General features: G+C 29.5%; 21 protein-coding genes. 18 read left to right on the top strand and 3 right to left on the bottom strand.

The window, feature by feature from the left end:
• Positions 1-2: 2 nt before the first annotated feature.
• From BN1865_RS18275 to BN1865_RS02455, 18 genes are all read left to right on the top strand, one after another.
• Complete coding sequence (locus BN1865_RS18275) at positions 3-155, top strand: hypothetical protein (RefSeq protein WP_157844073.1); 153 nt, start codon at positions 3-5, stop codon at positions 153-155.
• A gap of 83 nt (positions 156-238) precedes the next feature.
• Positions 239-796: an elongation factor P gene (gene efp / locus BN1865_RS02535; protein ID WP_050635692.1), complete on the top strand. Its 558-nt coding sequence runs from the start codon at positions 239-241 to the stop codon at positions 794-796.
• A gap of 63 nt (positions 797-859) precedes the next feature.
• Positions 860-1,318 carry a SpoIIIAH-like family protein gene (locus BN1865_RS02530; RefSeq protein WP_050635691.1) on the top strand — a complete coding sequence of 153 codons (459 nt, stop codon included), beginning with the start codon at positions 860-862 and terminating at the stop codon, positions 1,316-1,318.
• 56 nt (positions 1,319-1,374) lie between these two features.
• A complete protein-coding gene (locus BN1865_RS02525; RefSeq protein ID WP_050635690.1) occupies positions 1,375-1,722 on the top strand; it encodes an Asp23/Gls24 family envelope stress response protein in 348 nt (115 codons plus the stop codon).
• A gap of 101 nt (positions 1,723-1,823) precedes the next feature.
• Positions 1,824-2,228, top strand: a complete 405-nt coding sequence (gene nusB / locus BN1865_RS02520; RefSeq protein ID WP_050635689.1) for a transcription antitermination factor NusB — start codon at positions 1,824-1,826, stop codon at positions 2,226-2,228.
• Entirely contained in the window at positions 2,228-3,481 is a 1,254-nt protein-coding gene (gene xseA, locus BN1865_RS02515) for an exodeoxyribonuclease VII large subunit (RefSeq protein WP_050635688.1), read from the top strand. Before nusB ends, xseA begins: the two co-directional genes overlap by 1 nt.
• A gap of 8 nt (positions 3,482-3,489) precedes the next feature.
• Positions 3,490-3,705, top strand: a complete 216-nt coding sequence (gene xseB / locus BN1865_RS02510) for an exodeoxyribonuclease VII small subunit (protein WP_050635687.1) — start codon at positions 3,490-3,492, stop codon at positions 3,703-3,705.
• A gap of 2 nt (positions 3,706-3,707) precedes the next feature.
• Complete coding sequence (locus BN1865_RS02505; RefSeq protein ID WP_050635686.1) at positions 3,708-4,556, top strand: polyprenyl synthetase family protein; 849 nt, start codon at positions 3,708-3,710, stop codon at positions 4,554-4,556.
• Positions 4,557-6,431 carry a 1-deoxy-D-xylulose-5-phosphate synthase gene (dxs, locus tag BN1865_RS02500; RefSeq protein ID WP_050635685.1) on the top strand — a complete coding sequence of 625 codons (1,875 nt, stop codon included), beginning with the start codon at positions 4,557-4,559 and terminating at the stop codon, positions 6,429-6,431.
• Positions 6,412-7,215 carry a TlyA family RNA methyltransferase gene (locus tag BN1865_RS02495; protein ID WP_050635684.1) on the top strand — a complete coding sequence of 268 codons (804 nt, stop codon included), beginning with the start codon at positions 6,412-6,414 and terminating at the stop codon, positions 7,213-7,215. The genes dxs and BN1865_RS02495 overlap by 20 nt, the downstream gene beginning before the upstream one ends.
• An 8-nt stretch (positions 7,216-7,223) precedes the next feature.
• On the top strand, positions 7,224-8,873 hold the full coding sequence (gene recN / locus BN1865_RS02490) for a DNA repair protein RecN (RefSeq protein WP_050635683.1): 1,650 nt from the start codon (positions 7,224-7,226) through the stop codon (positions 8,871-8,873).
• Positions 8,874-8,934: 61 nt separating this feature from the next.
• Entirely contained in the window at positions 8,935-9,927 is a 993-nt protein-coding gene (locus tag BN1865_RS02485; protein ID WP_050635682.1) for a SpoIVB peptidase S55 domain-containing protein, read from the top strand.
• Positions 9,928-10,138: 211 nt separating this feature from the next.
• Positions 10,139-10,963 carry a sporulation transcription factor Spo0A gene (gene spo0A, locus BN1865_RS02480; RefSeq protein WP_050635681.1) on the top strand — a complete coding sequence of 275 codons (825 nt, stop codon included), beginning with the start codon at positions 10,139-10,141 and terminating at the stop codon, positions 10,961-10,963.
• Positions 10,964-10,986: 23 nt separating this feature from the next.
• Positions 10,987-12,207 carry a DNA polymerase IV gene (locus tag BN1865_RS02475; protein WP_050635680.1) on the top strand — a complete coding sequence of 407 codons (1,221 nt, stop codon included), beginning with the start codon at positions 10,987-10,989 and terminating at the stop codon, positions 12,205-12,207.
• Between the two features lie 43 nt (positions 12,208-12,250).
• Positions 12,251-12,820 (top strand): hypothetical protein, encoded by a 570-nt coding sequence (locus BN1865_RS02470; protein ID WP_050635679.1) that lies wholly within the window; start codon positions 12,251-12,253, stop codon positions 12,818-12,820.
• Between the two features lie 58 nt (positions 12,821-12,878).
• Complete coding sequence (gene xerA / locus BN1865_RS02465) at positions 12,879-13,790, top strand: site-specific tyrosine recombinase/integron integrase (protein WP_050635678.1); 912 nt, start codon at positions 12,879-12,881, stop codon at positions 13,788-13,790.
• Complete coding sequence (locus BN1865_RS02460; protein ID WP_050635677.1) at positions 13,790-14,974, top strand: phosphopentomutase; 1,185 nt, start codon at positions 13,790-13,792, stop codon at positions 14,972-14,974. The genes xerA and BN1865_RS02460 overlap by 1 nt, the downstream gene beginning before the upstream one ends.
• A gap of 12 nt (positions 14,975-14,986) precedes the next feature.
• Positions 14,987-15,259 (top strand): hypothetical protein, encoded by a 273-nt coding sequence (locus BN1865_RS02455; protein WP_050635676.1) that lies wholly within the window; start codon positions 14,987-14,989, stop codon positions 15,257-15,259.
• Between the two features lie 74 nt (positions 15,260-15,333).
• Here BN1865_RS02455 and purF read toward each other — a convergent pair whose 3' ends face one another.
• The 3 genes from purF to BN1865_RS02440 all read right to left on the bottom strand — a co-directional run bounded on the left by purF (position 15,334) and on the right by BN1865_RS02440 (position 19,782).
• Positions 15,334-16,740 carry an amidophosphoribosyltransferase gene (gene purF, locus BN1865_RS02450; protein WP_050635675.1) on the bottom strand — a complete coding sequence of 469 codons (1,407 nt, stop codon included), beginning with the start codon at positions 16,738-16,740 and terminating at the stop codon, positions 15,334-15,336.
• A gap of 112 nt (positions 16,741-16,852) precedes the next feature.
• On the bottom strand, positions 16,853-18,556 hold the full coding sequence (locus BN1865_RS02445; RefSeq protein ID WP_050635674.1) for a GNAT family N-acetyltransferase: 1,704 nt from the start codon (positions 18,554-18,556) through the stop codon (positions 16,853-16,855).
• On the bottom strand, positions 18,556-19,782 hold the full coding sequence (locus tag BN1865_RS02440; RefSeq protein WP_050635673.1) for an ATP-binding protein: 1,227 nt from the start codon (positions 19,780-19,782) through the stop codon (positions 18,556-18,558). Before BN1865_RS02440 ends, BN1865_RS02445 begins: the two co-directional genes overlap by 1 nt.
• Between the last annotated feature and the right edge of the window lie 15 nt (positions 19,783-19,797).

The following is a 19,797-nucleotide window of genomic DNA, read 5'->3' as shown; positions in this document are numbered from 1 at the left end:
ATATGCTATATATTTTATTTGCTATTTTAATGATATGTTTTTTACTTAGTGTGTATCGTGAAAAAATTTGTGATACAGATAAACGAAAAAAACAAATCAGTATTGTTATTGGGATACTCTTATGTGTTGATATCATTTTTGTCATTTTATTTTGAGTCTAAAAAGTAATAGATTTATTTTACATATATGAAAAAATTTGTTATAATGCGTAGGGAAACTTACAAAGGAGAGATTGAATATGATTAATGTTGGTGATTTAAGACCAGGTATGACTTTTCAATATGATGGCAATTTATATGTTGTTTTAGAATATTCACATAATAAAACAGCACGTGCTGCTGCTAATATTAGAGTGAAAATGAAAAACATGAGAACTGGTTCTACAACTGAAGTAACTTTTGGAAATAGTGAAAAAGTTGCCAAAGCACATATTGAAAAAAGAAAAATGCAATACTTATATGATTCAGGGGATATGTTAGTTTTTATGGATAATGAAACATATGATCAAATTGAAATTCCTGCTGATCATTTAAAATGGGAAATGAACTTTTTAAAACCATCTGATGAGGTAGAAGTCACAAGTTTTGAAAATGAGGTTTTAGGTGTTCAATTACCTGTCAATGTGGCTTTTACAGTTACTGAAACTGAACCTGCTGTTAAAGGTGATACTGCAACAGGTGCAACTAAAAATGCAACTATTGAAACAGGTTACCAAATCAAAGTTCCTTTATTTATTAATGAAGGAGAAAAAGTTATTGTGAATACAGAAGATGGAAAATATCAAGGAAGAGCGTAAGCTCTTTTTTTCATATTTAAGCTTGTTGTAACATATAGTATATAAGAAAAAGGAGAATGGAATATGAATAAACAAGCTTTTACTTTTTTAACACTTTTCAGTTTAATACTTGTCTTATCAATCTATTATATTATGTTGCCACCAAGTTCAAATGAAGAAGTCGTTACCAGTACGCAAACAACAATTCAGCAATTACAAGAGCAATTAAATAAGAAAAGAGAAGATATTATCTCTAAAAACAATGAGATTATAGCAAAAGAATCAAGTACATCAGATTCTATTAATGAAGCACTTGAAACGATTAGTGAAACAAAAAATATAGGTGAAAAAGAGAAGAGTATTGTTTCAAAAATCAAAGAACTTGGATATAAGGATGCGTATGTTGAAATTGAGAATCAAACAATTAAAGTGACTGTTATGAAAAAAGATGCAACACAGACAGACGCATCTAAAATTATAAAAGAAATTTTAAATCTTGTTGGTGATAACTATCAGGTTGAAGTGAAATTTATTAGTGAATAAACTTGTAATTTTATGATATTTTATATACAATAGAGATATAGAAAAGAGGTAATGTTATGGCACATAATGAATATTATACATTTGATCAAGGCTCTGTAAATGGTAAAATATTGATGAATGTTCAAGTCTTTGATGAAATTACAAAAAGAACTGTTAATGAAATGAAAAATGTTTCTTTGGATACATCTAAGGGAATTCAAATTCCTGGTACAAAGGCAGTTGTGTCTTGCTCTATTAAAGAAAATGAAGTCTATATATGTATTCATGTTCGTATTAAATATGGAGTAAATGTATCTCAAATCACACAGGAGATTCAAGATAAAATAGCAACTTCAATTAAACAGATGACAGATGTAAAAGTGAAACATATTGATATTGAAGTTGATAATATTGATTTTGAATAGTTTAAGTAAGAATGTCGATTCTTACTTTTCTTTTGTTTATTTTTTGGAGTATTTGTGGTAAAATAGGAGTAATTTAGAGAATGTGGAGGCATTTGTATTTTATGGAAAAAAGTCGTAGACAAATTGCAAGAGAAAAAGCAACTATTGGAGTTTATCAAAACCTATTAGTTGGAAGTTCAATAGATGAAATAGTTATATTTTTAAATGAAGATAAAACATTAAGTAAAAATCCTGAAACAATGAAATTTAGTCAATGGTTAGTAGAAAATGCAATTAATCATAAAGATTCATATCAGGATTTAATTGCAAAACATTTGAAAAAAAGCTGGACATTTGATAGATTAAGTGTGATGGAAAGAGCAATACTATTAATTGCTACATGTGAATTGCTTGAATCTGATTTGCCAAAAACAATAGTTATTAATGAAGCTGTTCTTAATGCTAAAAAATTCTGTGATGATGATTCGTATAAGTTTATTAATGGTGTCTTGAGTCAGGTTATTTGATGGAGGAAAGAAAATATATTACTGTTTTTGCTTTAAATAAGTATATTAAAGCAAAAATGAATCAGGATGTAGCATTACAGAATATCTATATCAAAGGTGAAATATCAAATTATAGACCACATCCTAGTGGTCATCTTTATTTCACTCTTAAAGATGAAAATTCACGAGTGAGTGCTGTCATGTTTGCTTCACAAGCCAGACGTTTGAATTTTGAAATAGAAAATGGCATGCAGGTTTTTATTCGGGCTAGTGTATCAGTTTATGAAGTGAGTGGTCAATATCAATTATATGTACAATCTATTCAACAAGATGGAATCGGACAACTCTATCTAAAATTTGAAGCACTTAAGAAAAAACTGAATGCGGAAGGATTATTTGATGAAAAATTCAAGAAAATGATCCCTCAATTTCCACGTAAAATTGCCGTTTTGTCTGCTAAACAAGGAGCAGCAGTTCAAGATATTGTAAGAACAATTCATTTGCGTTTTCCATTTACTCAGGTTGTTGTTTTTCCTATTCCTGTGCAGGGAAAAAATGCTTATAGACAAATTATTGAAACATTGAATCAAGTTGATGGATTAGGTTTTGATACACTTATTTTGGCTCGTGGTGGTGGTTCAATTGAAGATTTATGGAATTTTAATGAAGAGGCTTTGGCGAGATGTTTGTTTAACTGTCAAACGCCTATTGTTACAGGGATAGGGCATGAAACAGATTTTACAATCTGTGATTTTGTAAGTGACTGTCGATGTGCAACGCCAACGGCTGCAGCTATGAAAGCAACACCTGATCAAAATGAATTACGTAAATATAATTATGATCTCAAACAGCAATTGATATATAAAATGAAACATTATTTAGATATCCATCGTCAATATTTGACAAGATTGCAGAAATCATATTATTTAACAACACCAGAAGCAATATATTCTAATGAAATATTGAGATTAACAAAATTACAAGATCAACTGTCATATCAATTTAAAATATTTGATATGAAAATATTTCAACAACTTAAAAATTATCAATTAACGTTAAAACAGTCAACTGATAATCTCATTCAATTAAAAGAATATCAACTGCAAAAAACAATTGCAAGTTTAGATGCATTAAGTCCCTTAAAAGTGATGCAAAGAGGATATACTTTAGTGAGAAGAGAAGAAAAAATGATAAAATCAGTTAAAAGTGTACAAAAGGGAGATATTGTTGAAATACAATTTTATGATGGCTTTCAAAAGGCAGAAATTAAGTAGGTGAGAAGATGGAAAAAATGACATATGAAAAAGCAATTGCACGTTTAGAGGAAATTGTTGCAAAATTAGAGAGTAATGAAATTCCTTTGGAAGATAGTATTGCTTTATTTCAAGAAGGAATTGAATTATCAAAATATTGTGATGAAAAATTGAAAAATATTCAAGCAAAGGTTGCACAAATCTATGAAGATGGTCAATTAAAAGAATTTCAAAGTGAGGAATAATTATGGATACACTAAAAGAAGAATTAAATCAACGTTTAGACGAACTTCTTAAGCCATTAAAAGATGGTTTGGTTAAGGAAGCAATGCATTATTCTTTGCTTGCCCCTGGAAAAAGATTACGCCCATTGATTTTTTTGAATGTATTACGTTCTTATGGCTTAGATTATCATTTGTATCTTGATGTTGCTTGTGCAATTGAAATGATTCATACATATTCTTTGATTCATGATGATTTACCAGGCATGGATAATGATGATTTGCGCCGTGGTCGTTTAACATGTCATAAGCAATTTGATGAAGCAACTGCTATTTTAGCAGGTGATGCTTTATTAAATTTGGGTGTTAATACAATTTTAAATATTCCTATTGATGATCATCTTAAAGTTCAGATTCTTAATAGACTTTATGAAGCAAGTGGTGTAAATGGAATGATATATGGTCAACAACAAGATATTGCTTTTGAAAATAAACAAGCATCTTTGATTGAATTAGAAGACATTCATCATCATAAAACAGGTGAGTTAATTGCTGTGAGTATGCAACTAGCCAGTTTAATTGCTCAACCTCAAGATTATGAATATTGGAGTCAAATTGGATTCGATTTAGGATTGGCTTTTCAAGTTCAAGATGATATTTTAGATGTCATTGGTGATCAAGAAAAATTAGGTAAAAAGACAGGAAGCGATTTGGAAAATCATAAATCTACATATGTGTCACTTTTGGGTCTTGATGAATCACAAAAATTAGTAGAAAAATTATTTAATAAATGCTACGAAGCAATTTATGCAATGCGTATTAATCATGGGTTAATTTTAGAGTTATTAACAATGATTATGAAAAGGGTGAATTAAATGAATCTTGATAAAATCAAAGGTCCAGATTTTTTAAAACAATTAAATATAGATGAACTTGAGGAATTAGCACAGGAAATCAGAGATTTTATTATTCATAATGTTTCTCAGACAGGTGGCCATTTTTCTAGTAATTTAGGTATTGTTGAATTAACAATTGCGTTACATTATATTTTTGATTCACCTAAAGATAAGATTATCTTTGATGTTGGTCATCAATCATATGTTCATAAAATTTTAACTGGTCGTGCTAACCAATTTCAGACATTAAGACAATTCCAAGGGTTAAGTGGATTTCAAAAAAGACAGGAAAGTGTTCATGATGTATGGGAAGCAGGTCATTCATCAACTGCTATATCTGGTGGTACTGGTATGGCTGTTGCCCGTGATTTGAATAATGAAGATGGTGAAATTATTTGTGTTGTGGGAGATGCAGCAATTATGAGCGGGGAATCTTTTGAAGCGTTAAATTATCTAGGATCAATTGATTCTAAAGTGATTATTATTCTTAATGACAATGATATGTCTATTTCTAAAAATGTTGGTGGATTTAGTAATTTCTTATCAGAAGTACGTATTTCTAATCAATATACAAATGTAAAAAATAATTATACTGCTTTTTTAAATAAAACAAAGTTTGGTAAAAAAATCTATCAATTGACAAAAAATATTAAAGATCAAATTAAAGAAAATGTTATAGATGATAATATATTTGGAGAATTTGGTTTGGATTATATTGGTCCAGTCAATGGACATGATTTTCATGATTTAATGAATGCTCTTCATGTGGCTGATGAAATGGATCATAGTGTTGTTGTTCATGTCCATACCGTTAAAGGAAAAGGATACGTATTAGCAGAGAATGATTGTCAAGGAGTTTATCATGGTGTAGCACCTTTTGATTACAAGGAAGGCATTTTAAAAAAGGAAACGTTGCTGAAAAGTTGGAGTCTGATTGTTTCCTCACAAATAAAATTATGGATGGAAAAAGACCAAGATGTTGTTGTGATAACACCAGCAATGATTGCTGGTTCTTGCCTGGATCAAATTTTTGATAAATTTCCTAATCGTAGTTTCGATGTAGGAATTGCTGAAGAACACGCTATGACATTTGCAGCTGGTCTTTCTAATGCTCAGAAAAAACCATATATAACTGTGTATTCTTCTTTTTTACAACGTGCATATGATCAAATTAATCATGATATAGCAAGGATGAATTTACCATGTTTAATTGGTGTTGATCGTAGTGGACTTGTTGGCTCTGATGGAGAAACACATCATGGTGTATTTGATATTAGTTTTTTATCATCCGTACCACATCTTATTATTATGACACCACGTAATGCTCAAGAAGCAAAGCAAATGGTGAATACAGCTTTTTCTCATTTTGATGCACCTTATATATTAAGATTCCCTAAGGGAAGTATTATGGATAGTGATGTTTCAATAGAAGAAGAGATTGAACTTGGAACATGGGAAAAAGTTATTTTTAATCAAGATTATAAAGATACAATTATTACATATGACGCAAAAGTTGATAAAGTTAAAAATATGATTGAAAAAGAAAACTTATCAGTGAATCTAATTAATGCAAGATTTATAAAACCATTAGACACAGAAATGCTTAATGAATTTCATCAGTTACAACAACATTTAATTATATATGAAACTGATTTAATGATTGGCTCATTAGGTTCTTTAATTGCACAATATTATTCTCGGAAACAACAATTTATGCTTATTGATTATTTAGGAATTGATGATCATTATACACCTCAAGGAGATATTGATACACTATTGAATTATGAGCATATTGGAATTGATGATTTATTGAAATTGGTAAAGGAGAAATGCTGTGAAAAAAGAGAGAGTTGATGTTCTTTGTGTTGAACAAGGCTTATTTGAATCACGTGAAAAAGCAAAGAGAGCTATTATGGCAGGAATTGTAAGAGATGATTATGATTATATTGATAAACCTGGAACAAAGATTCCAGTTGATTCTCATCTCTATATCAAAGGTGAAAAGCTCAAATATGTATCTCGCGGTGGTTTGAAATTAGAAAAAGCAATAAATGAATTTCAATTAAATCTTGATAATCTTTTAATGCTGGATATAGGTTCATCAACAGGCGGATTTACTGATTGCGCTTTACAGCATCATGCACGTGAAGTTTATGCTTTAGATGTAGGGACAAATCAGCTTGTTTGGCAATTAAGAAATGATCCACGTGTACATGTTATGGAACAGACAAACTTTAGATATGCAACACCAGAGATGTTTCAATATGGACAACCAGATTTTGCAAGTATAGATGTTTCTTTCATATCACTCAAACATATTTTAAAGCCATTATCACAAATAATGAAATCTAAGGGTTATGTTGTTGCTTTAATCAAACCACAATTTGAAGCTGGAAAAGAAGATGTTGGTAAACATGGTATTGTAAGTGATAAAGAAGTTCATCAAAGAGTTATTAAAGAAGTTTTTTCATATGCTCATGATGCGAAAATGTCAGTTCAGGGATTAACTTATTCACCTATTACAGGTGGAATAGGAAATATTGAATTTTTAGGATGTTTTAAAAATGATGATAATCATGATATAAATATAAATATTGATGAGATTGTTAATGAAGCTCATCTTCATTTTAAAGGGTAGGTGAAAATATGCTTAAAAGTCTATATATTTCTTCTTTTGTTATTATTGATAAAATGCGTGTCGATTTTTATCAGGGGATGAGTGCTTTAACTGGTGAAACTGGGGCAGGGAAATCCATTATTATTGACGCATTAGGACAATTATGTGGAAATAGAGCGTCCACATCTTTTATCAAAAAAGACTGTCAAAAAGCTGTTATTGAAGGAATTTTTGAAGTTGATATGTCAAAAGCTTTAGAAAATATATGTGATGAATTGCATATTGAACCGGATGAACAGTTTGTTGTTACAAAAGAAATATTATCTTCAGGAAAAAGTAATGTTAAAATTAATTATCAAAATGCTTCAAATAATGCTTTAAAAATGATCATGCCATATTTTATTGATATTCATTCGCAGTTTGAAACACAAAAAATTTTTGAAGAAAAAAATCATATTCAATTAATTGATCAATATGCTTACAAAGATTTAAAAAGTATTTTGAATGATTATCAAATAGTATATCAAGATTATCAATCTGTATCACGCCAACTCAAAAAATCAATTGAAGAAGATATGAGTGATGAACAATTAGATTTTTTAATGAGTCAATTGAATGAAATTGATGAAGTGACATATACTGATAATGAAGTTGAAGAATTAGAAGAAGAATTAAAATCACTTCAAAATATCGAAAAAATTAATGAAGTTATTCAAAATTTTGATCATTTAATGAATCATAATTATGGTGTCTTACCACAATTCAAAGATGCACTCAGTTCTTTACAAAACGTTGTGAATTATGGTCATTTTAATGATTCATATGATAGTCTATATAATCAATACTATAATTTGATGGATGAGTATGAAAATGTAATGGATATTTATAGGAGTTTAAACTTTGATGAATATCGATTTAATGAGTTACAGGATATTTTGTATAAGATTAATCGTTTAAAGCGTAAATATGGATTTACGATGGAAAGAGTCATGGAATATCGACAGGAATTACAAGAGAAAATTGATTTTATTAATCATCGTGAAGAACATATCCATGCTCTTCAAAGTGAAGTAACTATAAAGAAACAAATTGCTTTAGAATTAGCTGAAAAGATCCATAATCTTAGAATAAAAAATGCAAGAAAATTTGAGAATGATATTCATAAAGAACTTCAAGATCTTTATTTAGACAAAGCTCAATTTAAAGTTAATTTTGAAAAAACAGAACTCAACAAGAATGGTTTTGATGAAATTAAATTTATGATTTCTGTAAATAAAGGACAAAATTTAAGTTTACTTAATGAAAGTGCAAGTGGTGGAGAAATTTCACGTATTATGCTTGCAATTAAAACTATTATTTTAAAATACAGTCCAATAGAGACAATTATTTTTGATGAAGTTGATACAGGTGTAAGTGGAAAAGTGGCTACAAGCATTGGTGATAAAATGCTTCAGCTTGCCAAACAAAAACAAGTCATTTGTATTACACATTTACCACAAGTTGCAAGTTTAGCTGATTATCAATATAGTATTGAAAAAACAATAGGTACACAAGAAACTCTGACATCTATCCATTTACTAAAAACTGATGAAAGAGTTACTGAAATTGCAAAAATGTTATCTGGAGAGCAAATTACGCAAGAAGCTATTGAAAATGCTAAAAAATTATTGAATGTATAATTCAAAGCATATATGCCAAACTAAAATGTAATCGTTAGGATTACAGGGAGGTGTATATGCTTTGCTTTTGAAAAAGTTAAGTATTACACTCATAACTGTCGTTTCACTCATCTTACCGTCTTTTAGCGTGTTTGCAGCCGAAGTTATATTAGGTGGTCAATCTATAGGTATTGAACTCGATTATGATGGTGTTATGATCACAGGGACTTATGATATTTCTATTGACAATCATAAGTATAATCCTTCAAGTGATGGTTATTTATCAGGTGATTTAATTGTAAAAGTGAATGATATACGTGTTGATTCGATATCACTTTTAATGGATACTGTTGAAAAAGAAATTGAAAATAAACATTCTATTTCATTAACCCTTTTACGTAATCAAAAAGAAATCACAAAAGAACTTAAGTTTCAAGAAAATAACGGACAATTTACAACTGGACTCTATGTACAGGATGGATTAACCGGAATAGGGACTATGACTTACTACAACCCTGCTACACATCATTTTGGCGCTCTTGGACATATGATGTGTGATGTATCATTATCAAGTGATGCGGTTGTAAAAAAAGGAAGTGTCTACAATTCATATGTTAAAAAAATCAATCCATCTCAAAATGGAACACCTGGTGAAAAAGTTGCTGATATTGGCTCGATTCAAATAGGGACAATTTATGATAATAACAATTACGGCATCTATGGTCAATATGATGAATTAACTGCTAATCAGCAGATTATTTCAACAGCCTCAATAGATGAAATCAAAGAGGGAGAAGCTTATTTCTTAACAGTGCTTGATGGTCATACAATAACAAAATGTTCAATTAATATAACTCATTTAAAGAAACAAAGCAAACCTTCTATTAAAGGAATCACTTTTGAAATTACTGACAAAAAAGTTCTTTCTTTAACAAATGGGATTGTTCAGGGAATGAGTGGATCACCAATTATTCAAAACGGAAAACTCATTGGCTGTGTTACACACGTAGATATCAACAATGTTCACCAAGGTTATGGTTTATATATTGATTGGATGCTTGAAAACGACAAATAAGGAAAGGAATCATCTTTGATTCCTTTTTCTTATTTCAACACATTTAGACATTTGATAGATAACTATGTCGAAAAACATAGCGAAAAAAATGACGAATTGATTTAAATTCACTTTTCACTATACATTTTTTGTATTAAGACTATGAATCCTTTTTTGACATATATATAATAACTTTGCTGATGAGAATAAATCGAAAGGGGAAATTGGAAAAATGAAAACTTTTATAGCAATAGATCAACAAGAATTATTGGAAAATGTAAAATTATGTTTAGAAAAAACAAATCAATTTGAAATTGTTGGTACTGCTAATAACGGAACAGATTGCTTGAATTTTTTGAATCAAAGAACATGTGATTTGTTAATTATTGATTTAATGCTTTCAGAGATTGATGGGTTAGGAGTTCTTAATAGATTAAGAGAAATGCATAAATCAAGTTATCAAAAAGTCATTTGTATTACACAATTTACAAATCAGGTTATTTGTAATATGTTAGAAGACTTATCCGTAGATTATTGCTTTAAATATCCATTTGATATGCAACATTTTGTCCAATCCGCTCTTTACATAACAAGTGCTGATCAACAAAAACATGATCAATTGTTAAATATGGATGAATCAGAAAAGTATAAAAAGGTAAAAATCGAAAACGAAATTACTGAAATTTTACATGAAGTTGGAATTCCTGCACATATTAAAGGCTATATGTATTTAAGAACAGCTATTTTAACAACTTATTACAATATTGAAATCTTAGGACAAGTCACAAAAGTTCTATATCCAGATATTGCAAGAATGTATAATACAACTTCTTCAAGAGTAGAACGTGCTATTCGCCATGCAATTGAAGTGGCTTGGAATAGAGGAAATACTGATGCAATTGATGATATTTTTGGATATACTGTTTCAGCTGTTAAAGCGAAACCAACTAACTCTGAATTTATTGCAATGATTGCTGATAAATTAAGATTAGCACATAAAACAGATAACGTAAAAAAAGAAAGTCTTTATAATTATAAAAACTATATGTTAAAATAGTTATAGGGAAGGGGTGAGTCACCATGCAAATTATCTTTCATATTGATCTGAATGCTTTTTTTGCTAGTGCTGAAATAGCCACTCACCCTGAATTAAAAGGAAAACCAATTGTCATATGTCGTGACTCTCGTCGGAGTATTATCACTACTGCTTCATATGAAGCGCGACAGTTTGGAATTCATTCAGCAATGCCATTATTTAAAGCAAAAGAGTTATGTCCTCATATTATCACAATACCTCCACATTTTGATCTATATAAAACATTATCTCAACAATTTTTCCATATTGTATCAACTTTTTCTAAAAAATTAGAAGTTGCAAGTATAGATGAATGTTATGTTGATATGACCGAATATATTCAGCAAAACAACATTTCTCCTAGTGTGGCTGCCAAAAAAATTCAATCAACTGTATATGAGCATCTTCACTTGCAATGTTCGATTGGTATTGCACCTAATAAATTTTTAGCAAAAATGGCAAGTGATATGAAAAAGCCAATGGGTATTACGATTATCAATAACAAAAATTATAAAGAAAAATTATGGCCATTACCAATTCATACAATGTTTGGAATTGGCAAAAAGACTGCACCAAAGCTTATAGCAATGGGCATTATGACAATTGGAGATCTTGCTAAACATGAAAACTATGATAAGATTAGATCTGTTTTTGGAAAAAACACTTTGCTTTTTTACCAAAAAGCAAACGGAAAAGATTTTTCAAAAATCAATTATTCAAAAAATGAACTCAAATCAGTTGGGAATTCAACAACTTTTGAACAAGATAGCAATGATGAGGATTTCATCAAATCTATGTTTAGAGAATTATCACACGAAGTTTCTCAGCGTGCGAAAAAACGTCTATTAGTATCGAATTCTATATCCATCACACTCAAGTACACAAGAGAAAAAAGTCGTACCAAACAGATGATTATTGATCATTATACAAATGACTATGATACAATCTATGCTACTGCATTATTGTTGTTTGAAGGGATATATGAAGGAGAAATGTTACGTTTAGTAGGTGTCAGCTTAAACAATGTTATTCATCAAGATGAACTTAATGAACAAATATCATTGTTTGCTCATGCTAGTGAATCCAATGATGCTAAGACAGTGAATCAGACAGATCAAATTATTGATCAGCTTACAAAAGCTTTACCTGATGTTAAAATAGTAAAAGCTTCCTCACTCATAGATGAAACACCTGTCCAAAAGAAATACTTAAAAAATAATGAATAATTTCAAAAAACACTCATATGTATTATCAAAGAGGTGATTAGCAATGAGTGTTTTTTTGCGTCGATTTATTGATCATAAAAAATATATTTTTATTTTTATTGTAACTGTCTTTGTTATGGGGTTTCTTTTTGGGTTTTATCAATATTCTATTGCCAATGAAACAATGAAAGGATTTTTGGAAAATTTGTTTTATCTTAATGCAGATGGTTATCAAAATCAATATCAACTATATGTCATGCAAGGAAGTTTATATATTTTGGTATGTACATATTTAAGTTCGAGTTATTATGGACACTTTGGTTTGTTATTCTTGTTATTTATAAAGGGAATGCAGCTTTCTTTTTCATTATTATATGTTTTTTCTGTTGTTCCACTTTCATTTTTACTGGTTCTCTTGTTATTGATAGAAAGTCTTTTAGAAATCTTATTATGTATAGTTTTAAATATAACATGCATGCATATTTCTATGTATGTAACCTTGGTTACATTTTATATAGAACAAAACTTTAATATAAAAAGTATGATGAATTATCGTTTAAATAATTTAATTCTCACTTTGGTTTGTTTTTCTATATCACTTGCATTTCGAGTTTATATCATTCCAATGTTTTAATCATTACATTTGTGGTTTTTCATTTCAATTCTTGTTATAATAAATAAGGTGATGTATATTGAAATGTAAAGAGGCAATGAATGAATATCAACAATATATGGTTGTTGAAAAAGGGTATAGTTATCATACAATTAATGAATATTTAAGAGATATTCAACATTTTGTTAACTATATGAATGATCATTTTCAATTAAATGATATAACTCTGATTGAAAAAGATCATGTCTATACTTATTTAAAAGATTTAAGAAGTTCTTTTAAAACATCTTCAGCAGATAGACATATGGTAGCTTTGCGTCAGTTCTATATTTTTTTAGTTAAAGAAAAGAAAGTTCAAAAGAATGTTATGAGTTCTTTTGAAATGGCAAAAAAAGAACAGTATTTACCAGAAGTTCTAAGTGTTGATGAAGTCAATCAATTACTTAATTCTGTTGAAATGAAAGATCCAAAGAGTGCTAGAAATCGCTGTATGATGGAGATTCTTTATGGATCTGGTTTAAGAGTGAGTGAAATGTGTTCATTAACTCTTCAAAATATTAATATTCAAAAGGGTTTTGTCAAATGTATAGGAAAAGGAAATAAGGAAAGAATTGTTCCTATGAACCAACAATGCTGTATATACCTTAAGGAATATATTGAAAATTTTCGTCCACAATTATGTGAGAAAGTAACAACTCAGTATTTATTTATAAATCAAAAAGGGCAACCTATTCAAAGAGATGATTTTTATCATATTTTAGAAGGTATAGTTAAAAAAAGCGGTCTTAAAAAGCATGTAACACCACATACTTTACGACATACATTTGCTACTCATTTATTGGAAAATGATGCTGATTTACGTTCAATTCAAGAAATGCTGGGACATAGTGATATATCCACAACAACAATATATACACATGTTTCACAAAGTAAAACGATAGAAGATTATATGAAATTACATCCACGAAGTCAAGAAAGGAAGAAAAGATAGTGAAAAAGTATAAAAGAGTATTTTTAATTGTTTTAGATTCTTTAGGAGTAGGAGATGCACATGATGCAATAGAATTTGGTGATGAGGGTGCTAATACTCTTGGTCATATATGCGAAAGTGTTGGTGGTTTAGATGTTCCTCAACTAGAAGGTATGGGATTAGGAAGTATTGGTGAATTTAAAGGTATTCATCAATTAAAAAATCAATTGGCTTATACTGCTCGTTTAGAAGAGGTATCTAATGGTAAAGATACTATGACTGGTCATTGGGAAATGATGGGCTTACATATTACCAAACCATTCAAAACATTTACAGATACAGGTTTTCCTAAAGAGTTTATAGAATTATTCGAACAAAAAACAGGACGCCATTGTGTGGGTAATTATGCGGAAAGTGGAACAAAGATTCTTGATGATTGGGGAGAGCATCAAATTCAAACTGGTGATTGGATTGTGTATACATCTGCTGATTCAGTCTTTCAGATTGCTGCCAATGAAGATGTGATTCCTTTAGAAGAATTGTATCAGGCATGCGAAATAGCTCGTGAGTTAGCAATGGATGAAAGGTGGAAAATTGGACGTGTTATTGCAAGACCATATGTTGGTCAGAAAAAAGGAGAATTTGTCAGAACTGCCAATCGTCATGATTTAGCTTTAAAACCATTTGGTAAAACAGTTTTAGATGCATTAAAAGAAAATTCATTTGATGTCATTGGAATTGGTAAAATTCCTGATATTTTTGTTGATCAAGGTATTAGTGAAAAAGTAAAAACGGTTTCTAATGATGATGGTATGTTCAAAACAACGGAAATTGCTAAAAAAGATTTTGAAGGATTGGCTTTCTTGAATTTAGTTGATTTCGATGCTGTATATGGCCATAGACGAAACCCAAAAGGCTATGGCGATGCCATTGTGGCATTTGATTCACAATTGAATGATTTATTATTGGCGCTTCATGAAGATGATTTGTTAATGATAACAGCAGACCATGGAAATGATCCAACTTACAAAGGAACTGATCATACTCGTGAAAATGTACCATTGATTATCTATAGCAAATCTTTAAAACAACCGAAACATTTAGGTCTTTTAAAAAGCTATGCAGTCATCGGAGCAACTATTGCAGATAATTTTGGTGTAGAAAATCCTGGTATTGGTGAATCATTACTAGAGAAAATCATTTAGAGGTATAGATGTATGCATGAAAAGAAAGTCAGAAAAGTGGTTATACTCGCTTTAGCTGGTATGCTTATAGGGAGTTTATTATTTATTTTTGGTGCTTCTATACAAGAAACAACTGGACCAATGATTGTCAATTATATAATAGCTTTGCTATTGTATATATCTTCATTTTTAGCTGTTTATAACAATCATAAAGTTGATAAAGAACCATTATATAAATATCTTATGTGTATTGATATAGGATTAATCATTCTTGTAAGTTTTGTAGCCATTTCAAATATTCTATAACATTCACATAATATACATTATGCGAAGTTATATATAATTATAAATAAAGTAAGGAGATTTAATAAAATATCCCCTTACTTTTCTTCTTTATTGGCTTTTTCATATGAATCATAGAGTTTGGTTACATATTTCCCATTGAAACAAGACATACACAAATCACAAGTGTGTTCTTTTTTAAAATGAATTGATTTTTTTAATCCAACTTCTTGGATAAATGCCAATGAATCAGCTTCAATATATTGACATAATTCCTGATTATTCATTCGACTTGATATCAATTCTTCTATAGTTGATGTATCAACACCGTAAAAGCAAGGAAATTGAATGGCTGGCGATGCAATCCTAACATGTACTTCTTTAGCTCCGGCTTCCTTTAAAAGTCTAACAATGCGTTTAGAAGTTGTTCCTCTTACTATAGAATCATCTATCATAATCACTCTTTTTCCACTAACAATAGAAGAAACAGCCGATAATTTCATTCGTACTCCCTGCTCTCTCATTTCCTGAGTTGGCTGGATAAATGTACGCCCTACATATTTATTTTTCACTAATCCCATTTCATAAGGTATCCCAGATGCTTCAGCGTAACCAATGGCAGCTGAAATAGAGGAATCTGGAACCCCAATAACAACATCGGCTTCAACTGGTGATTCTAAATATAATTGTTTCCCTGCCAGTTTTCTTGTGGTGTGAACATTAATTCCATCAATTGTGCTATCAGGTCTTGAAAAATAAATATATTCCATAGCACATATTTTATCAACAATCTGATCATGAGTATATAATTTCGATTTTAATTGACCATCTTTTACTCTCACAATTTCACCTGGTTCTACATCTCTCAAAAATTTTGCACCAACAATATCTAGTGCACATGTTTCTGAAGCAAAAACATATGCGCCATTAGGTAATATACCAATAGACAAAGGTCTTAATCCATATTTATCCCTAGCAGCATACAAACGATCCTCAATTAATATAAGAAAAGCGAATGCCCCATCTAATTTATCCAGTGAAGAACAAATGCGTTCTATCATTGTTCCTTTTTGACGTTTGATAAGATGTCCTAAAACTTCAGTATCAGAAGAAGATGAAAAAATACTTCCCTTTTCTTCAAGCTCTTGTTTTAGAATGTTTGCATTAACAAGGTTTCCATTATGACAAATACCCATAGAACCTGTCATTGTTTTAAATAAAAACGGCTGAACATTAGCAATACCGCCTCCACCAGCTGTAGAATAACGGACATGCCCAATAGCCGCATCTCCTTGAATTGCTGATAATTTTTCAGCATTGAACACTTCAGTGACTAACCCTTCTCCTTTATGAATATTCATTTTTTGATGATAGGTAGTTAAAATACCAGCCGCTTCTTGCCCACGATGTTGCAAACTATGTAAGCCATAATAACACATATTCGCTGCATTTTTATGACCAATAACACCAAATACACCACATTCTTCATGTAATTCATTGCTCATGAGACATCCTCCATATAATAAATTTTTATTAATACTATTGAAATTTATCACATTCTTTATAACATGTCAATCACTAAGAGAAAATAAAAAGAAAAAGAATTTCATCTTTTTCTTAATAAATCTCATTTATATATCTATTTTTATCAATAAAATCACTATTTTCTTGATTAGACATCATTGTTATTATTGATTGAGATGTCCCTTTTATGTTGACTCTCAAATCACATTCTAAGGTAATTTTAAGTTGTGAATCTCGCCAATATGATAACATTCTTAATATTGCTTCATCATTGAGATAAATAAATTCTGTAATATAGATTTCATTATCATCTTGATGATAAATCATATAACCTAAATCTTTAAATATCACTATATTTTCATGGAATGCTTGACATCTCTTTACAAGCATATACCAATCATTCTCTTGTCTTATACGATAATCATTAAAAGATGCTGTATAAGCTTCATAATAGTCTTTTAACAGCGATAAATCATCAATAGGCTCTGGAGTATTAAAAGTCAATTCTGTCTTATCTACATCGATTATTTGATGATAATGTGAGGCATGAAAACCAAATGGACGATAAATTTTAGGAATATATGCTTGTAAATAGATATCTTGTTGTTTATAAAGATCTAAAACAAAGTCCATAAGAAATTTCATACATCCCTGCCCTTGCACATGTGGATGTGTACACACACCTAAAATGAAATAACTGTTTTGAATCTGTTGATACTTTTGAATCATCATTGGAACAATCTGTAAAACAGATAAAATCTCATTATTATTTTTTAATACATAAGTATTTTCCATTTGATAAAGATTTTCAAAATAAAATGCAGTTGATTCATCAGTTTCATCCTGGAAACAGATTTTCCATAATTCGATAATATCATTGAAATCATCAGGAGTTGCCTGAGTCACTTGCAGATTCTTCTCATAAATTCGATATTTATAAATCATTTTGACTGGATGAAGTGATTGCTTCGATTTTCTTAAATTTTCCAATCCCATATCTTCTTCTCTATTAACATATTTTTCATCTGGAAAATGATGCTCTAACATCTCTTTTAATATAGCTGGATATAATCCTCTTATTTCTTTATTGGCTTTTTCAACATGAATTTGAATTGTTGAATGTTTTAATCGCGATGCAATAATAAATGCTTCCATTTGCCCTTCAATAAAAATACCACCAACTTCAAAATCCAATAAATGCTTAGAAGACAACAAAGACATAATACCACGGACTTCACTTGTCATTGATTCACTTAGATTATCTTTCTCATTTTCCCAGCGATTCAAACAACTTAAAATAGTTTCAAAATCATCTGTAATATCTAAATCACGATAAACATAATGAGGATAATTCTTTAAAAAAGAATTATAATGATTTCTTCTTTTTTGCATCTTTTTACCAGATAATGTCTGCAGCATTTGACGATCATAAATATAATCATCATTATAAGGGGTTCTTTCAAAAAGTAATTGTTGAGAATATATAGGTTTTATCTTTTCAACAAAATCTTCAATTGCACAATCAATCATAAAGGTAAACTGATGCTGATGACTATAGTTTATCATGTAATCAATAGCTTCTTGATAATATTCTGGACTTGTAAATGGCATTGCCCAAAATTTAATATCTTTATAATGATGTAACATAATCAAAAAATGCTCATGAACTTCGTATTGAATATGATATTCATGATTCCACATCATCATTGTCACAAAGTTGGAATTATATCCTTCATAATCAGCTAAATCCAAAAAAGGTTTTATTATTGAATAATCTTCTAATTTTAATTCTTTCATTATTTCTTTCCAAGCAACATATGAATAAATTGTTTTGCAGTGCGCCCGGAAAAACCTCCATTTCTTATTTCCCATTGCAAAGCTAATTCATGTAATTCATCTAAAGGTATATCAATACCATATGTATTGGCAAGCCCATCGACAATGTCTAAATAATGCTGTTTATCAGGATGGATATACATAATTTGTACACCAAAACGTGAAACCAATGATAATTTTTCTTGTTTTGCATCATTATTGTTAATTTCTTGATCATGGTTTCGATCATTCCAAGTTTCTTTGATTAAATGTCTACGATTACTTGTCGCATAAATCAAAATATTATCTGGTTTCTTTTCCAAACCACCTTCAATAACAGCTTTTAAATATTTGTATTCAACTTCAAATTCTTCAAAAGATAAATCATCCATAAAAATAACAAAATGATATTGACGATTTTGTAGTTCATTAATGATTTGTGGCAAAGCAATAAATTGATGTTTATAAACTTCTACCATTCTTAAACCATCTTTATAGTATTCATTCAGTAAAGCTTTAATACTACTAGACTTTCCAGTTCCACTATCACCATAGAGCAAAACATTATTGGCTTTCTTTCCTTTAAGAAAAGCTTCAGTATTCGCTTTAAGACGTTCCTTTTGACTCTCATATCCAATCAATTGATCTAATGTATTATTACCAATATGATCAATTGGTATAATAGAATCATTCAAATAGCGAAAAGCTTTATTTAAACCATATTTTCCTACTCCATATTGACTGTAATGATTATATAATATATTGTAAAATTCTTCCACTGATGTGCTTTGTGAAAGCAAAGTTTGTAAATGTGTTAATAAATCAAAGATTTCTTGATTAACAATAGGTTTACTATGAGGGAAATCATAAAATAGATCTTTGTATAAAGAATCTAAAAAAGAAAAATCATAATGAAAAAATTGATAAAGTATTTCGATATCTTTCATAATCACTTTTTTTAAAGAATCAGGAATACTTTGTTTTCTTTCTAAAGAAAGAGTAAAAGAATTTTCATGGTTTGCTAATAAAAAAGTCATAAGACTCTGAAATAATTGTCCATGTAGATCATATTTTTCAGTTAATTGTAACATTGTTGAAACAAATTCTGATTCATCAATAAGAGGTTCTTTTTGGATAAAAGATATACATTTATAAATATCTTTATCATTGGTAAGATTTCGATAAATAATAAGTTGTTCTAATTGCATATAATATCCTTCTTT

This window comes from Candidatus Stoquefichus sp. SB1, assembly GCF_001244545.1.
In the GTDB taxonomy this organism is placed as follows: domain Bacteria; phylum Bacillota_I; class Bacilli_A; order Erysipelotrichales; family Coprobacillaceae; genus Stoquefichus.
This window is presented reverse-complemented; position numbering and strand designations above follow the sequence as displayed.

What these genes read in the sequence shown, in the direction of transcription:
- BN1865_RS02440 (WP_050635673.1), bottom strand. Translation starts at nt 19,782, where the DNA reads ATGCAATTAGAACAACTTATTATTTATCGAAATCTTACCAATGATAAA.
- BN1865_RS02455 (WP_050635676.1), top strand. Translation starts at nt 14,987, where the DNA reads ATGCATGAAAAGAAAGTCAGAAAAGTGGTTATACTCGCTTTAGCTGGT.
- BN1865_RS02525 (WP_050635690.1), top strand. Translation starts at nt 1,375, where the DNA reads ATGGCACATAATGAATATTATACATTTGATCAAGGCTCTGTAAATGGT.
- BN1865_RS02445 (WP_050635674.1), bottom strand. Translation starts at nt 18,556, where the DNA reads ATGAAAGAATTAAAATTAGAAGATTATTCAATAATAAAACCTTTTTTG.
- nusB (WP_050635689.1), top strand. Translation starts at nt 1,824, where the DNA reads ATGGAAAAAAGTCGTAGACAAATTGCAAGAGAAAAAGCAACTATTGGA.
- xseB (WP_050635687.1), top strand. Translation starts at nt 3,490, where the DNA reads ATGGAAAAAATGACATATGAAAAAGCAATTGCACGTTTAGAGGAAATT.
- BN1865_RS02530 (WP_050635691.1), top strand. Translation starts at nt 860, where the DNA reads ATGAATAAACAAGCTTTTACTTTTTTAACACTTTTCAGTTTAATACTT.
- recN (WP_050635683.1), top strand. Translation starts at nt 7,224, where the DNA reads ATGCTTAAAAGTCTATATATTTCTTCTTTTGTTATTATTGATAAAATG.
- BN1865_RS02505 (WP_050635686.1), top strand. Translation starts at nt 3,708, where the DNA reads ATGGATACACTAAAAGAAGAATTAAATCAACGTTTAGACGAACTTCTT.
- purF (WP_050635675.1), bottom strand. Translation starts at nt 16,740, where the DNA reads ATGAGCAATGAATTACATGAAGAATGTGGTGTATTTGGTGTTATTGGT.
- BN1865_RS02475 (WP_050635680.1), top strand. Translation starts at nt 10,987, where the DNA reads ATGCAAATTATCTTTCATATTGATCTGAATGCTTTTTTTGCTAGTGCT.
- spo0A (WP_050635681.1), top strand. Translation starts at nt 10,139, where the DNA reads ATGAAAACTTTTATAGCAATAGATCAACAAGAATTATTGGAAAATGTA.
- dxs (WP_050635685.1), top strand. Translation starts at nt 4,557, where the DNA reads ATGAATCTTGATAAAATCAAAGGTCCAGATTTTTTAAAACAATTAAAT.
- xseA (WP_050635688.1), top strand. Translation starts at nt 2,228, where the DNA reads ATGGAGGAAAGAAAATATATTACTGTTTTTGCTTTAAATAAGTATATT.
- BN1865_RS18275 (WP_157844073.1), top strand. Translation starts at nt 3, where the DNA reads ATGCTATATATTTTATTTGCTATTTTAATGATATGTTTTTTACTTAGT.
- BN1865_RS02470 (WP_050635679.1), top strand. Translation starts at nt 12,251, where the DNA reads ATGAGTGTTTTTTTGCGTCGATTTATTGATCATAAAAAATATATTTTT.
- efp (WP_050635692.1), top strand. Translation starts at nt 239, where the DNA reads ATGATTAATGTTGGTGATTTAAGACCAGGTATGACTTTTCAATATGAT.